The 14,508-nt window shown below is 72.8% G+C and carries 14 protein-coding genes; all 14 read left to right on the forward strand.

Annotated features, from left to right (window positions below):
* Positions 1 to 2 precede the first annotated feature (2 nt).
* Positions 3 to 995 (forward strand): aspartate carbamoyltransferase catalytic subunit, encoded by a 993-nt coding sequence (locus QSK52_RS24570; RefSeq protein WP_285738302.1) that lies wholly within the window; start codon positions 3 to 5, stop codon positions 993 to 995.
* On the forward strand, positions 992 to 2,284 hold the full coding sequence (locus QSK52_RS24575; protein WP_285738303.1) for a dihydroorotase: 1,293 nt from the start codon (positions 992 to 994) through the stop codon (positions 2,282 to 2,284). Before QSK52_RS24570 ends, QSK52_RS24575 begins: the two co-directional genes overlap by 4 nt.
* Positions 2,284 to 2,838, forward strand: a complete 555-nt coding sequence (locus QSK52_RS24580; protein ID WP_285738304.1) for a hypothetical protein — start codon at positions 2,284 to 2,286, stop codon at positions 2,836 to 2,838. The genes QSK52_RS24575 and QSK52_RS24580 overlap by 1 nt, the downstream gene beginning before the upstream one ends.
* Positions 2,835 to 3,992, forward strand: a complete 1,158-nt coding sequence (gene carA, locus QSK52_RS24585; protein WP_285738305.1) for a glutamine-hydrolyzing carbamoyl-phosphate synthase small subunit — start codon at positions 2,835 to 2,837, stop codon at positions 3,990 to 3,992. Before QSK52_RS24580 ends, carA begins: the two co-directional genes overlap by 4 nt.
* Positions 3,985 to 7,293 carry a carbamoyl-phosphate synthase large subunit gene (gene carB / locus QSK52_RS24590; protein WP_285738306.1) on the forward strand — a complete coding sequence of 1,103 codons (3,309 nt, stop codon included), beginning with the start codon at positions 3,985 to 3,987 and terminating at the stop codon, positions 7,291 to 7,293. Before carA ends, carB begins: the two co-directional genes overlap by 8 nt.
* Before the next feature lie 87 nt (positions 7,294 to 7,380).
* Positions 7,381 to 8,478, forward strand: a complete 1,098-nt coding sequence (locus QSK52_RS24595) for a quinone-dependent dihydroorotate dehydrogenase (protein WP_285738307.1) — start codon at positions 7,381 to 7,383, stop codon at positions 8,476 to 8,478.
* Positions 8,479 to 8,548: 70 nt separating this feature from the next.
* The gene (locus QSK52_RS24600; RefSeq protein ID WP_285738308.1) at positions 8,549 to 9,367 is read left to right on the forward strand and encodes a dihydroorotate dehydrogenase electron transfer subunit; all 819 of its coding nucleotides are present in this window, start codon (positions 8,549 to 8,551) and stop codon (positions 9,365 to 9,367) included.
* Positions 9,364 to 10,338, forward strand: a complete 975-nt coding sequence (locus tag QSK52_RS24605; RefSeq protein ID WP_285738309.1) for a dihydroorotate dehydrogenase — start codon at positions 9,364 to 9,366, stop codon at positions 10,336 to 10,338. The genes QSK52_RS24600 and QSK52_RS24605 overlap by 4 nt, the downstream gene beginning before the upstream one ends.
* Positions 10,339 to 11,178: an orotidine-5'-phosphate decarboxylase gene (gene pyrF, locus QSK52_RS24610; RefSeq protein WP_285738310.1), complete on the forward strand. Its 840-nt coding sequence runs from the start codon at positions 10,339 to 10,341 to the stop codon at positions 11,176 to 11,178. It abuts the gene before it with no gap.
* Between the two features lie 229 nt (positions 11,179 to 11,407).
* Entirely contained in the window at positions 11,408 to 11,734 is a 327-nt protein-coding gene (gene mihF, locus QSK52_RS24615) for an integration host factor, actinobacterial type (RefSeq protein WP_030459182.1), read from the forward strand.
* Between the two features lie 48 nt (positions 11,735 to 11,782).
* The gene (gene gmk, locus QSK52_RS24620; RefSeq protein WP_081951827.1) at positions 11,783 to 12,340 is read left to right on the forward strand and encodes a guanylate kinase; all 558 of its coding nucleotides are present in this window, start codon (positions 11,783 to 11,785) and stop codon (positions 12,338 to 12,340) included.
* Between the two features lie 65 nt (positions 12,341 to 12,405).
* Positions 12,406 to 12,672, forward strand: coding sequence for a DNA-directed RNA polymerase subunit omega (rpoZ, locus tag QSK52_RS24625; protein ID WP_030459184.1), 267 nt, complete (start codon positions 12,406 to 12,408; stop codon positions 12,670 to 12,672).
* 176 nt (positions 12,673 to 12,848) lie between these two features.
* Positions 12,849 to 14,075 carry a bifunctional phosphopantothenoylcysteine decarboxylase/phosphopantothenate--cysteine ligase CoaBC gene (coaBC, locus tag QSK52_RS24630; RefSeq protein WP_285738311.1) on the forward strand — a complete coding sequence of 409 codons (1,227 nt, stop codon included), beginning with the start codon at positions 12,849 to 12,851 and terminating at the stop codon, positions 14,073 to 14,075.
* A 246-nt stretch (positions 14,076 to 14,321) separates the two neighbouring features.
* The coding region (locus tag QSK52_RS24635; protein ID WP_285738312.1) for an S-adenosylmethionine synthetase N-terminal domain-containing protein at positions 14,322 to 14,508 on the forward strand (187 nt) is incomplete at its 3' end.

The raw sequence follows: 14,508 nt of genomic DNA on the forward strand, positions 1-14,508 counted from the left end.
GCGTGAAGCGCCACCTCGTCTCCACCGCCGGCCTCGGCCGCGACGACGCCCTGCTGATCCTGGACACCGCCGAGGAGCTCTCCCAGTTCTCCGGACGGGCCGTCAAGAAGCTGCCCACGCTGCGCGGCCGCACCGTGGTCAACCTGTTCTTCGAGGACTCCACCCGCACCAAGACCTCCTTCGAGGTCGCCGAGAAGCGGCTCTCCGCCGACGTCATCAACTTCTCCGCCAAGGGCTCCTCGGTCTCCAAGGGCGAGAGCCTCAAGGACACCGCGCTGACCCTGCAGGCGATGGGCGCCGACGCCGTGGTCATCCGGCACCACGCCTCCGGCGCGCCCGCCCGGCTCGCCGACTCGGACTGGCTGCACGGCTCGGTGATCAACGCCGGTGACGGCACCCACGAGCACCCCACCCAGGCCCTGCTGGACGCCTTCACCCTGCGCCGCCACCTCAACCCCGGCGCGGGCCGCGACCTGGCGGGCCGCAAGGTCGCCATCGTCGGCGACGTCCTGCACAGCCGGGTGGCCCGCTCCAACGTGCACCTGCTGACCACGCTCGGTGCGCAGGTCGTCTTCGTCGCCCCGCCGACCCTGCTGCCGATCGGCATCGAGACCTGGCCCTGCGAGGTCTCCTACGACCTGGACAGCGTGCTGCCCAAGGTCGACGCCGTGATGATGCTGCGCGTCCAGCGCGAGCGGATGAACGCCGCCTTCTTCCCCACCGAGCGCGAGTACTCCCGCCGCTACGGCCTCGACGGCGCCCGGCTGGCCAGGCTGCCCGAGCACGCCGTCGTCATGCACCCCGGCCCGATGGTCCGCGGCATGGAGATCACCGCCGAGGTGGCCGACTCCCCGCGCTGCACCGTGGTCGAGCAGGTCGCCAACGGCGTCTCCGTCCGGATGGCCGTGCTCTACCTGCTGCTCGGCGGCGCGGTCTTCGCCGACGCGCCCGCCGACGCCCCCCGCACCACCGAACTCCCGGAGGCCGCCCAGTGACCACCTACCTGATCCGCAACGCCCAGATCCTCGGCGGCGCCCCCCGGGACATCCACATCGTCGACGGCGTCTTCGCCGCGATCGGCGAGGACCTGGACGTCCGGGCGGACATCGACATCGACGCGCACGGCCTGGTCGCCCTGCCGGGCCTGGTCGACCTGCACACCCACCTGCGCGAGCCCGGCCGCGAGGACGCCGAGACCGTGCTGACCGGCACCCGGGCCGCCGCCATGGGCGGCTACACCGCGGTGCACGCGATGGCCAACACCTTCCCGGTCGCCGACAGCGCGGGCGTGGTCGAGCAGGTCTGGCGGCTGGGCCGCGAGTCCGGCTACTGCGACGTGCAGCCGGTCGGCGCCGTCACCGTCGGCCTGGAGGGCAAGCAGCTCGCCGAGCTCGGCGCGATGCACGACTCCGCCGCCGGGGTCCGGGTCTTCTCCGACGACGGCAAGTGCGTGGACGACGCGGTGATCATGCGCCGCGCGCTGGAGTACGTGAAGGCCTTCGACGGCGTCGTCGCCCAGCACGCCCAGGAGCCGCGGCTGACCGCGGGCGCCCAGATGAACGAGGGCCGGGTCTCCGGCGAGCTCGGCCTCGGCGGCTGGCCCGCCGTCGCCGAGGAGTCGATCATCGCCCGGGACGTGCTGCTCGCCGCGCACGTCGGCTCCCGGGTGCACATCTGCCACCTGTCCACCGCCGGGTCGGTCGAGATCGTCCGCTGGGCCAAGGCCAAGGGCTGGGACGTCACCGCCGAGGTCACCCCGCACCACCTGCTGCTCACCGACGAGCTGGTCCGCAGCTACGACCCGGTGTACAAGGTCAACCCGCCGCTGCGCACCGCCGAGGACGTCGAGGCGCTGCGCGAGGCGCTGGCCGACGGCACCATCGACGCCGTCGCCACCGACCACGCCCCGCACCCCGCGGAGGACAAGGACTGCGAGTGGGCGGTCGCCGCGATGGGCATGGTCGGGCTGGAGACCGCGCTGTCGGTCGTGCAGCAGACCATGGTCGACACCGGCCTGCTGAACTGGGAGGGCGTCGCGGACCGGATGTCGCACCGCCCGGCCCGGATCGGCCGGCTCGCCGGGCACGGACGCCCCATCTCGGTGGGCGAGCCTGCCAACCTGGTGCTGTTCGATCCCGCGTACCGTGGAGTGGTGAACCCCGACACCTTCGCGACCCGCTCCCGCAACAGCCCGTACAAGGGCATGGACCTGCCCGGACGGGTGCACGCCACCTTCCTGCGCGGCGAGGCCACCGTGCTCGCCGGCGAACTGGTCGAGCGCTGATGCTCGCCACCGAGAAGGGCCAGGTCACCGACTGGCCCGGGTACATCGGCGCGACGGTCGGCCTGCTGGTCCTGATCGCGCTGGTGTACTGGCTGATGCGGCAGGGCTGGAACTGGCGGCGCACCCTCCAGTCCGACCTGCCGGAGCTGCCCGCGGTGCCGCGGGACCCGGGCCCGGCGCTGCTCGCGGCGCCCGGCCGCTACCACGGCTCCACCACCGCGGGGAACTGGCTGGACCGGGTCGTCGCGCACGGCCTGGGAACGCGCAGCCTCGCCGAACTGACCCTCACCGAGCGGGGCCTGCTGGCCCGCCGCCCCGGCGACACCGACCTGTGGATCCCCGCCGCGGCGCTCACCGGCGCCCGCACCGACTCCGGCATCGCCGGCAAGGTCGTGCCCAGCGGGCTGCTGGTGGTCGGCTGGACGCACGGCGACCGCGCGCTGGAGAGCGGCTTCCGGCTGGACGCCGCCGCCGCGCACGAGGACTGGGTCGAGGCCGTCGAGGCACTAGTGACACGTACGAAGACGATGAAGACGGAAGAGGCCGCCACATGACCGCACCTGCCCCCACCACGCAGCGCACCAGGCGGGAGCGCGTGCCCGCCGTGCTCGTCCTGGAGGACGGCCGGACCTTCCGCGGCCAGGCGTACGGCGCGGTCGGCGAGACCTTCGGCGAGGCGGTCTTCAACACCGGCATGTCCGGCTACCAGGAGACCCTGACCGACCCGTCCTACCACCGCCAGGTGGTCGTGATGACCGCCCCGCAGATCGGCAACACCGGCTGGAACGACGAGGACGACGAGTCGCAGCAGATCTGGGTGTCCGGCTACGTGGTCCGCGACCCCTCCCGGGTCGCCTCCAACTGGCGCTCGAAGCGCTCGCTGGACGAGGAGCTGGAGCGCCAGGGCGTCGTCGGCATCAGCGGCATCGACACCCGCGCGCTCACCCGCCACCTGCGCGAGCGCGGCGCGATGCGGGTCGGCATCTTCTCCGGCCCGGCCGTCGCCGACCAGGCCGAGCTGCTGGCCAAGGTGCAGCAGGCGCCCGAGATGAAGGGCGCCGACCTGTGCGCCGAGGTCGCCACCAAGGAGGCCTACGTCGTCCCGGCGATCGGCGAGAAGAGGTTCACCGTCGCCGCCCTCGACCTGGGCATCAAGGGCATGACCCCGCAGCGGATGGCCGAGCGCGGCATCGAGGTGCACGTGCTGCCCGCCAACTCCACCGTCGAGGACATCTACGCCGTGCAGCCCGACGGCGTGTTCTTCTCCAACGGCCCCGGCGACCCGGCCACCGCCGACCGGCAGGTCGAGGTGCTGCGCGGCGTGCTGGCGAAGAAGACCCCGTTCTTCGGCATCTGCTTCGGCAACCAGCTCCTGGGCCGGGCCCTCGGGTTCGGCACCTACAAGCTCAAGTACGGCCACCGCGGCATCAACCAGCCGGTGCAGGACCGCACCACCGGCAAGGTCGAGGTGACCGCCCACAACCACGGCTTCGCCGTGAACGCGCCGCTGGACCAGGTGAGCGACACCCCCTTCGGGCGGGTCGAGGTCTCCCACGTCTGCCTCAACGACGACGTGGTGGAGGGCCTGCAGGCGCTCGACACCCCCGCGTTCAGCGTGCAGTACCACCCCGAAGCGGCCGCCGGCCCGCACGACGCCGCGTACCTCTTCGACCGCTTCGTTCAGCTCATGGAGGGCCAGCGTGCCTAAGCGCACCGACATCAAGTCCGTCCTGGTGATCGGCTCCGGCCCGATCGTCATCGGCCAGGCGGCGGAGTTCGACTACTCGGGTACGCAGGCCTGCCGGGTGCTCAAGGCCGAGGGGCTGCGGGTCATCCTGGTCAACTCCAACCCGGCGACCATCATGACCGACCCGGAGATCGCCGACGCCACCTACGTCGAGCCGATCACCCCGGAGTTCGTCGAGAAGATCATCGCCAAGGAGCGCCCCGACGCGCTGCTGCCGACCCTGGGCGGCCAGACCGCGCTGAACACCGCGATCTCCCTGCACAAGGCCGGCACGCTGGAGAAGTACGACGTCGAGCTGATCGGCGCCGACGTCGAGGCGATCAACAAGGGCGAGGACCGCGAGCTCTTCAAGGGCGTCGTCGAGGCCGTCAACGCCAAGATCGGCCACGGCGAGTCCGCCCGCTCGGTGATCTGCCACTCGATGGAGGACGTCCTCGCGGGCGTCGAGACCCTCGGCGGCTACCCGGTCGTGGTCCGCCCCTCCTTCACCATGGGCGGCGCCGGCTCCGGCTTCGCGCACGACGAGGAGGACCTGCGCCGCATCGCCGGGCAGGGCCTGGCCCTCTCGCCGACCACCGAGGTGCTCCTGGAGGAGTCCATCCTCGGCTGGAAGGAGTACGAGCTGGAGCTGATGCGCGACAAGCACGACAACGTCGTGGTGGTCTGCTCCATCGAGAACTTCGACCCGATGGGCGTGCACACCGGCGACTCGATCACCGTCGCCCCGGCGATGACGCTCACCGACCGCGAGTACCAGATCCTGCGCGACATCGGCATCGCCGTGATCCGCGAGGTCGGCGTCGACACCGGCGGCTGCAACATCCAGTTCGCGGTCAACCCCGCCGACGGCCGGGTCATCGTCATCGAGATGAACCCGCGCGTCTCGCGCTCCTCCGCGCTGGCGTCCAAGGCCACCGGCTTCCCGATCGCCAAGATCGCCGCGAAGCTCGCCGTCGGCTACACGCTGGACGAGATCCCCAACGACATCACCGAGCAGACCCCGGCCTCCTTCGAGCCGACCCTCGACTACGTCGTCGTCAAGGTGCCGCGCTTCGCGTTCGAGAAGTTCCCGTCCGCCGACGCCACGCTGACCACCACCATGAAGTCGGTCGGCGAGGCCATGGCGATGGGCCGCAACTTCCCCGAGGCGCTGAACAAGGCGCTGCGCTCGCTGGAGAAGAAGGGCTCCCAGTTCACCTGGGTCGGCGACCCGGGCGACAAGGCCGAGCTGCTGGCGAAGGCCGTCGTCCCGACCGACGGCCGGATCAACACCGTCATGCAGGCGATCCGGGCCGGCGCCACCCCCGAGGAGGTGTTCGACGCCACGAAGATCGACCCGTGGTTCGTCGACCAGCTCTTCCTGATCAACGAGATCGCCGTCGAGCTCGCAGAGGGCGACAAGCTCGACCCCGAGCTGCTGCTGCACGCCAAGCGGCACGGCTTCTCCGACCAGCAGATCGGCGAGATCCGCGGCCTGAAGGCCGACGTGGTCCGCGAGGTGCGGCACGCGCTGGGCATCCGCCCGGTCTTCAAGACCGTCGACACCTGCGCCGCCGAGTTCGCCGCCAAGACCCCGTACTTCTACTCGTCCTACGACGAGGAGAGCGAGGTCGCCCCGCGCACCAAGCCCGCCGTGATCATCCTGGGCTCCGGCCCGAACCGGATCGGCCAGGGCATCGAGTTCGACTACTCCTGCGTGCACGCCTCCTTCGCGCTGGCCGACGCCGGGTACGAGACCGTGATGGTCAACTGCAACCCGGAGACCGTCTCCACCGACTACGACACCTCCGACCGGCTCTACTTCGAGCCGCTCACCCTGGAGGACGTGCTGGAGATCGTCCACGCCGAGCAGCAGGCCGGGCCGCTGGCCGGCGTGATCGTGCAGCTCGGCGGCCAGACCCCGCTGGGCCTGGCGCAGGCGCTCAAGGACAACGGCGTGCCGATCGTCGGCACCCCGCCGGAGGCGATCCACCTCGCCGAGGAGCGCGGCGCGTTCGGCCGGGTGCTGCGCGACGCGGGCCTGCCCGCCCCCAAGCACGGCACCGCGTTCTCCTTCGAGGAGGCCAAGGCGATCGCCGACGAGATCGGCTACCCCGTGCTGGCCCGCCCGTCCTACGTGCTCGGCGGCCGCGGCATGGAGATCGTCTACGACGAGCCCTCGCTCGCCTCCTACCTGGAGCGGCACGCAGGCCTGATCTCCGAGCACCCCGTGCTGATCGACCGCTTCCTCGACGACGCGGTCGAGATCGACGTGGACGCCCTCTACGACGGCGAGGAGCTGTACCTCGGCGGCGTCATGGAGCACATCGAGGAGGCCGGCATCCACTCCGGCGACTCCGCCTGCGCGCTGCCCCCGATCACCCTCGGCGGGTACGACATCAAGCGGCTGCGCGCGGCCACCGAGGGCATCGCCAAGGGCGTCGGCGTGCGCGGCCTGATCAACATCCAGTTCGCGCTCTCCGGCGACATCCTGTACGTGCTGGAGGCCAACCCGCGCGCCTCCCGCACCGTGCCGTTCACCTCCAAGGCCACCGCCGTGCCGCTGGCCAAGGCCGCCGCCCGGATCTCGCTCGGCGCCACCGTCGCCGAGCTGCGCGCCGAGGGCCTGCTGCCGCGCGAGGGCGACGGCGGCACCCTGCCCGCCGACGCGCCGATCTCCGTCAAGGAGGCCGTCATGCCGTGGTCGCGCTTCCGCGACGTGCACGGCCGCGGCGTGGACACCGTGCTCGGCCCCGAGATGCGCTCCACCGGCGAGGTCATGGGCATCGACCGGGTCTTCGGCACCGCGTACGCCAAGTCCCAGACCGGCGCGTACGGCGCCCTGCCCACCAAGGGCAAGGTGTTCGTCTCGGTCGCCAACCGCGACAAGCGCAACCTGGTCTTCCCGGCCCGCGCGCTGGTCGAGCTCGGCTTCGAACTGCTCGCCACCACCGGCACCGCCGAGGTGCTGCAGCGCGGCGGCATCCCCGCCACCGTGGTGCGCAAGCACTCCGACGGCGAGGGCCCGGACGGCGAGAAGACCATCGTCCAGCTGATCCACGAGGGCGCGGTCGACCTGATCATCAACACCCCGTACGGCACCGGCGGCCGCCTCGACGGCTACGAGATCCGCACCGCCGCGGTCTCCCGGGGCGTGCCCTGCCTGACCACCGTGCAGGCGATGGGCGCGGCCGTGCAGGGCATCGCCGAGCTGCGGCGCGGCGAGGTCGGCGTGATGTCGCTGCAGGAGCACGCGACGCTGATCAACTCCGGCCGCAACTAGGTCGAAACCGTGGGGGGCACGCCGGTCCGGTTGCCGGGTGCCCCCCACGTCCATGTCCCGGCCCGGCCCACGGAGGACCCACCCGCGATGTACAAGCTCCTGTTCAACCTGGTGTTCAAGAAGATGGACCCGGAGAAGGCCCACCACCTGGCGTTCTTCTGGATCCGGCTGGCCGCCTCGGTGCCCGGCCTGCGCTCGCTGGTGCGCGCCGTGCTCGCCCCGCGCGACCCCCGGCTGCGCACCACCGCGCTCGGCCTCGACCTGCCCGGGCCGTTCGGCCTCGGCGCGGGCTTCGACAAGGACGGCATCGGCATCGACGGCCTGTCGATGCTCGGGTTCGACTTCGTCGAGATCGGCACCGTGACCGGCGAGCCGCAGCCCGGCAACCCCGCGCCGCGGCTGTTCCGCCTGGTCGAGGACCGGGCGCTGATCAACCGGATGGGCTTCAACAACCAGGGCTCCGCCCGGGTCGCCGCCCGCCTCGCCGCCCGCCCGCACACCAGCAGCACGCCCGTCATCGGCGTCAACATCGGCAAGACCAAGGTCGTGCCGGAGGACGAGGCGACGGCCGACTACCTGAAGAGCGCCAGGGCACTGGCCCCGTACGCCGACTACCTGGTCGTCAACGTCTCCTCGCCGAACACCCCCGGGCTGCGCAACCTGCAGGCCGTCCAGGTGCTCGGGCCGCTGCTGTGGGACGTCCGCAAGGCCGCCGACGAGGTCACCAACCACCACGTGCCGCTGCTGGTGAAGATCGCCCCCGACCTCGCCGACGAGGACATCGACGAGATCGCCGACATGGCCCTGCACCTCGGCCTCGACGGCATCATCGCCACCAACACCACCATCGGACGGGAGGGGCTGCGCACCCCCGCCGACCGGATCGAGGAGATCGGCGCGGGCGGCCTCTCCGGCGCCCCGCTCAAGGAGCGCTCGCTGCAGGTGCTGGAACGCCTCCGCAAGCGCACCGACGGCCGGCTCGCCATCGTCTCCGTCGGCGGCATCGAGACCGCCGAGGACGCCTGGCAGCGCATCCTGACCGGTGCCGACCTCGTCCAGGGCTACTCGGCGTTCATCTACGAGGGGCCGTTCTGGATGCGCAAGGTGCACCGTGGCCTGTCGGCCCGGCTGCGGGCGGCCGGGTACGCGACGATCGGGGAAGCGGTGGGCAAGGGCAACCGCTGAGCGACCGGCGGGAGCGGCGGCGGGGCGGGCGGGGACGGGCGGGGACGGGCGAGAGGAAGGGACGGCGGGGATGGCCAATCCGGTGGTGGCCCGGGCCGAGGTGGTCGGCACCCGGGCCGACGGGCCCGCCCGGCGGGTCACCGTGCGGTGCGCCACGGCGGCCGCCCGGTTCCGGCCCGGGCACTTCGCGGCCCTGACCGCCCCCGCGGGCAGCGTCGACGTGCTGCGCCACGCCGTGCCCGTGCTGCGCGCCGACGGCGACACGCTCGACCTGCTGCTGCCCGCCGACCCCCCGCCGCTGCTCGACCTGATCGCCCCCCTCGGCACCCCCTACCCGCAGCCCGACGCCCCCGGCTGCGCCCTGCTGCTGGGCGAGGACACCCAGGCCGGGCCGCTGCTCGCCCTCGCCGAACAGCTCCTCGCGGCGGGCAGCCAGGTCGCCTTCGTGCTCGTCGCGGAGAGCGCCGGGCGGCTGTACGGGGTCGACGCCGCCCGCGAACTGACCGCCGACGTCCTGCTGCTCACCGCCGACGGCAGCGCCGGGCTCCCGCTCGGCGACGACCCCGCCGCCCTCCTCGACCAGGCCCTCTCCGCGCTCGACGCCGACCTGCTCTACACCGCCGCGAGCCCCGAACTCACCGCCGCCGCGGTCGCCGCCGCGACGGCCCGCGGGGCGCGCAGCTGGACGGCGGTCGCCACCGAGATGCCCTGCGGCACCGGGCTGTGCCTGGGCTGCGTGCTGCCGGTGCGCGACGCCGACGGCGTCAGCCGCCTGGTGCGCGCCTGCACCGAGGGGCCGGTGTTCGACGGCGTGCGGGTGCGCTGGGGCGGGCTGGACACCGTGCCGGCGGACGTGGAAGGGGCGGACGCGGGAGGGGCGGGGGAGTGACGGAGCGTCAGGACGTGGACCTCACCGCGCCGTTGGGGGGCGGGACGGTGCCGAACCCGCTGTCGACGGCGGCGGGGTGCGCCGGGTTCGGGCGGGAGCTGGCGCGGTTCGTGCCGCTGGACGAGCTGGGGACGCTGACCACCCGGACGGTGCTGCCGCGGGCCGGGGCGGGGGCGCCGGGGCCGCGGGTGGTGCCGGTGCCGGCCGGGGTGCTGAACGCGGTCGGCGGGCACAACCCCGGGCTGGAGGGCTTCCTGCGGCGGGAGCTGCCCTGGCTGGCGGAGCGCGGGGTGCGCACCGTGGTGTCGATCGGCGGGCACCGGCTGGAGGACTTCGCCGAGCTGGCGGCCCGGCTGGCCGGACGGGACGGGGTGCGCGGCCTGGAGCTCAACCTGTCCGTGCCGGGGGCCGCCGACCGGGGCGTGCCGCTCGCGGCCAACCCGGCGCTCAGCTACGACGTGGTCGCCGCCGTGAAGGCCGTCGCGCCCGACCTGCCGGTCTACGCCAAGCTCGCCCCCGACACCGGGACGGTCACCGAGGTCGCGGCCGCCTGCGTGGCGGCCGGGGCCGACGGCCTGTCGATGGTCAACACCGCCCGCGCGATGGCCATCGACCTGGACGCCCGCCGCCCCGCCCTGGCGGCCGGGACGGGCGGCCTGTCCGGGCCCGCGCTGCGCCCGGTCGCCGTGCACTGCGTGTTCCAGGTGCACGCCGCGATGCGGGCCGGACGGATGCCCGCGGTGCCGATCCTCGCGATGGGCGGGGTGCGCACCGGGCGGGACGCCCTGGAGTTCACCCTGGCCGGGGCGTCCGGCGTCGCGGTCGGCTCGGAGTTGCTGCGCGACCCGACCGCCCCGCTGCGGATCCTCGACGAACTGCGCGCGGAGCTCACCACCAGGGGCTTCACCGCCTACACCGACGCGGTGGGGCTGGCCCACCGCACCACCACGACGGAAGACGGAAGACCGTAGATGACTGACACCACGCCCTTCGGCACCCGCCTGCGGACCGCCCTCGACACCCGGGGCCAGCTCTGCGTCGGCATCGACCCGCACGCCTCGCTGCTCACCGCCTGGGGCCTGGGCGACGACCTGGCGGGCCTGGAGACGTTCTCCCGCACGGTGGTGGAGGCGCTGGCGGACCGGGTCGCGGTGCTCAAGCCGCAGGCCGCGTTCTTCGAGCGCTTCGGCAGCCGCGGCGTCGCCGTCCTGGAGCGCTCGGTGGCCGAGGCCCGGGCGGCCGGGGCGCTGGTGGTGATGGACGCCAAGCGCGGCGACATCGGCTCGACCATGGCCGCGTACGCGGAGGCGTTCCTGTCGCCGGGCAGCCCGCTGTTCTCCGACGCGCTGACCGTCAGCCCGTACCTGGGCTTCGGTTCGCTGCAGCCGGCCGTCGACCTGGCGAACGCCAACGGCTGCGGTCTGTTCGCGCTGGCGCTGACCTCGAACCCGGAGGGGCACGAGGTGCAGCGGGCGGTCGGGGCGGACGGGCGGAGCGTGGCGCAGGAGGTGCTGCGGCGGCTGGCGGCGGAGAACGCGGGCGCCGAGCCGCTGGGCTCGTTCGGCGCGGTGGTCGGCGCGACGCTCGCCGACGCGGGCGCGGACCTGGCGATCAACGGCCCGCTGCTGGCCCCCGGCGTGGGCGCGCAGGGCGCCACCGCGGCCGACCTGCCGCGGGTCTTCGGCGACCAGGTGCGCAACGTGGTGCCCTCGGTGAGCCGGGACGTGCTGAAGCACGGACCGTCGGTGCAGGCGCTCCGGCAGGCCGCGCAGGCGTTCGTCGACGATGTGAGGGCCGTCACAAACGCATGACCGGAGGGCCGTCAACTCGGTTGATTTGACCGGAAAACTCCCAGGTCGGCCCCTGCTGACCTGGACTTTTCGTGTTCTTTTCCTGACGCGGCGGCCCAAGTTGGGTAGTGTCCGGCGGTAGGACGCCAGTTGGCGGTGGTCACGGCCACCTCCGCAGGTCAGAGCCTGTGGCGTCCGGGCACCACCAAGTCATGGCTCATCCCTTCCATCCACACCTGAGGTGAACGGCGTGGCTCTTCCGCCCCTTACTCCCGAACAGCGCACCGCCGCGCTCGCCAAGGCCGCCGAGGCTCGCCGGAAGCGCGCTGACGTCAAGAACCGGCTGAAGCACTCGGGCGCCTCGCTGCACGACGTCATCAAGGCCGGCAAGTCCGACGACGAGGTCATCGGCAAGATGAAGGTCTCCGCCCTGCTGGAGTCCCTGCCGGGCGTCGGCAAGGTGCGCGCCAAGCAGATCATGGAGCGCCTGGGCATCTCCGAGAGCCGTCGCGTGCGCGGCCTCGGTACGAACCAGATCGCCTCCCTGGAGCGCGAGTTCGGCGGCGCCGCCTCCTGAACGGAGGCCGGTGTCGGCGGAACGTCCGCGATCCGGGATAATCGGTACATGAGTGAGCGTCCGCGGCTGACCGTGCTCTCCGGCCCCTCCGGGGTCGGCAAGAGCACGGTCGTCGCTCATATGAGGAAGCAGTTCCCCGAGGTCTGGCTGTCGGTGTCGGCGACGACCCGGCACCCGCGCCCCGGCGAGCGCGACGGCGTGCAGTACCACTTCGTCGACAACGAGCAGTTCGACAAGCTGGTGGCCAACGGCGAGCTGCTGGAGTGGGCGGTCTTCGCCGGGAACCGGTACGGGACGCCGCGGCAGGCGGTGCTCGACAAGCTCGACAAGGGCGAGCCGGTGCTGCTGGAGATCGACCTCCAGGGCGCCCGGCAGGTCAAGGAGTCGATGCCCGAGGCCCAGCTGGTCTTCCTGGCCCCGCCGAGCTGGGAGGAGCTGGTGCGCCGGCTCACCGGCCGCGGCACCGAGCCGCAGGACGTGATCGACGAGCGGCTGGCCGTCGCGAAGGTCGAGCTGGCGGCCGAGGCGGAGTTCGACACGACGCTTGTCAACACCTCCGTCGAGCAGGTAGCGGCCGAACTGCTAGCCTTGCTCGGTGTAGCCTGACCGGATCGGCTGCACCCAGCCGGTCCGGACAGAGTTCCTGACAAAACCACTTCGGAAGGTTCAGCGTGTCCTCTTCGATGACCGCGCCCGAGGGCATCATCAACCCGCCGATCGACGAGCTGCTCGAGGCCACCGACTCCAAGTACAGCCTGGTGATCTACGCGGCCAAGCGCGCCCGCCAGATCAACGCGTACTACTCGCAGCTGGGCGAGGGCCTGCTGGAGTACGTCGGCCCGCTGGTCGACACCCACGTGCACGAGAAGCCGCTGTCGATCGCGCTGCGCGAGATCAACGCCGGCCTGCTCACCGCCGAGGCGGTCGAGGGCGCCTGAGCCCCGAGAGCCACCGCAGGGCCCGTTCCGATGCCGTCTCCGGCAGCGGGGCGGGCCCTGTGCCGTGTGCGCCCGGACACGTCGCAGGGCGGCGGCGGGGGCCGTAGGGTGGGCCCGAGCCGCCGCAGCACGCCGCAGCACGTCGCAGCACGTCGCACTAAGGAGAGCCGACCGTCATGAACGCGTCCCGTGTGGTCCTCGGGGTGAGCGGCGGGATCGCCGCCTACAAGGCCTGTGAGCTGCTGCGGAGGTTCAGCGAGTCCGGGCACGAGGTGACGGTGGTGCCGACCGCGGCGGCGCTGCACTTCGTCGGGGAGGCGACCTGGGCGGCGCTGTCCGGGCGGCCCGCGGCGACCGAGACCTGGGAGCGGGTGCACGAGGTCCCGCACGTGCGGATCGGGCAGCAGGCGGACCTGGTGGTGGTCGCCCCGGCGACCGCGGACCTGCTGGCGAAGGCCGCCCACGGCCTGGCGGACGACCTGCTGACCAACACCCTGCTGACGGCGCGCTGCCCGGTGGTGTTCGCGCCCGCGATGCACACCGAGATGTGGGAGCACCCGGCGACCCAGGAGAACGTCGCCACGCTGCGGCGGCGCGGCGCGATCGTGATCGAGCCCGCGGTGGGCCGGCTCACCGGCGTCGACACCGGCAAGGGCCGGCTGCCCGACCCGGGCGAGATCTTCGCGGTCTGCCGCCGGGTGCTGCTGCGCGGCGCCCGGGAGCGGGACCTGACCGACCGTCACGTGGTGGTCTCGGCGGGCGGCACCCGCGAGCCGCTCGACCCGGTGCGCTTCCTCGGCAACCGCTCCTCCGGCAAGCAGGGCTACGCGCTGGCCGCCACCGCGGTGGCCCGCGGCGCCCGGGTCACCCTGGTCGCGGCGAACACCGCGCTGCCCGACCCGGCCGGGGCGGACGTGGTCCGGGTCGGCACCGCGATGCAGTTGCGCGAGGCGGTGCTGAAGGCCGCCGAGGACGCCGACGCGGTGGTGATGGCCGCGGCCGTCGCCGACTTCCGGCCCGCCGAGTACGCCACCGGCAAGATCAAGAAGGTGGACGGGGTCGAGCCCGCGCCGATCGTGCTGGTCCGCAACCCCGACGTGCTGGCCGAGGTGTCGGCCGACCGGGCCCACGACGGGCAGGTGGTGGTCGGCTTCGCCGCCGAGACCGACGACGTGCTGGCGCACGGCCGGGCCAAGCTGGCCCGCAAGGGCTGCGACCTGCTGGTGGTCAACGAGGTCGGCGACGGCAAGGCCTTCGGCCAGGAGACCAACAGCGCGGTGCTGCTGGGCGCCGACGGCTCCGAGGTCCACATCGCGGACGGCCCGAAGGAGGTCCTGGCCGACGCGATCTGGGACCAGGTGGTCCTCCGGCTGCCCGCCCCCGGCCCGGAGGACGGCCGCTAGCCGCGGCAACGCCCCTGGTCGCCCCGGCAGTTGGCACCCTCCGGCCGGGAGGTTCGGTTGCGACCCGCCCTGACCGGCGCAGACCCCGCCGGGGTGATTCCGGTCGCGGACACGACGGACCTCCGTAGGGAGTGTCCGCGATCGGTAGCCGACCGTTACACTCCACACCAGGAATCAAGTCTTTCCGGATGCCGCGGGACTTCCGCGCGCATTCAGTCAGCAGCCGCTGCAACCCCAGGGAGCGCTGTGTCTCGCCGCCTGTTCACCTCGGAGTCCGTCACCGAGGGCCACCCCGACAAGATCGCTGACCAGATCAGCGACACCGTCCTGGACGCCCTCCTCAAGGACGACCCGACCTCCCGCGTCGCCGTGGAGACGCTGATCACCACCGGCCTGGTGCACATCGCCGGCGAGGTCACCACCAAGGCGTACG

The organism is Kitasatospora phosalacinea (assembly GCF_030268885.1).
GTDB lineage: Bacteria > Actinomycetota > Actinomycetes > Streptomycetales > Streptomycetaceae > Kitasatospora > Kitasatospora phosalacinea_C.

What these genes read in the sequence shown, in the direction of transcription:
- gmk (WP_081951827.1), top strand. Translation starts at nt 11,783, where the DNA reads ATGAGTGAGCGTCCGCGGCTGACCGTGCTCTCCGGCCCCTCCGGGGTC.
- QSK52_RS24580 (WP_285738304.1), top strand. Translation starts at nt 2,284, where the DNA reads ATGCTCGCCACCGAGAAGGGCCAGGTCACCGACTGGCCCGGGTACATC.
- carA (WP_285738305.1), top strand. Translation starts at nt 2,835, where the DNA reads ATGACCGCACCTGCCCCCACCACGCAGCGCACCAGGCGGGAGCGCGTG.
- pyrF (WP_285738310.1), top strand. Translation starts at nt 10,339, where the DNA reads ATGACTGACACCACGCCCTTCGGCACCCGCCTGCGGACCGCCCTCGAC.
- QSK52_RS24595 (WP_285738307.1), top strand. Translation starts at nt 7,381, where the DNA reads ATGTACAAGCTCCTGTTCAACCTGGTGTTCAAGAAGATGGACCCGGAG.
- coaBC (WP_285738311.1), top strand. Translation starts at nt 12,849, where the DNA reads ATGAACGCGTCCCGTGTGGTCCTCGGGGTGAGCGGCGGGATCGCCGCC.
- QSK52_RS24600 (WP_285738308.1), top strand. Translation starts at nt 8,549, where the DNA reads ATGGCCAATCCGGTGGTGGCCCGGGCCGAGGTGGTCGGCACCCGGGCC.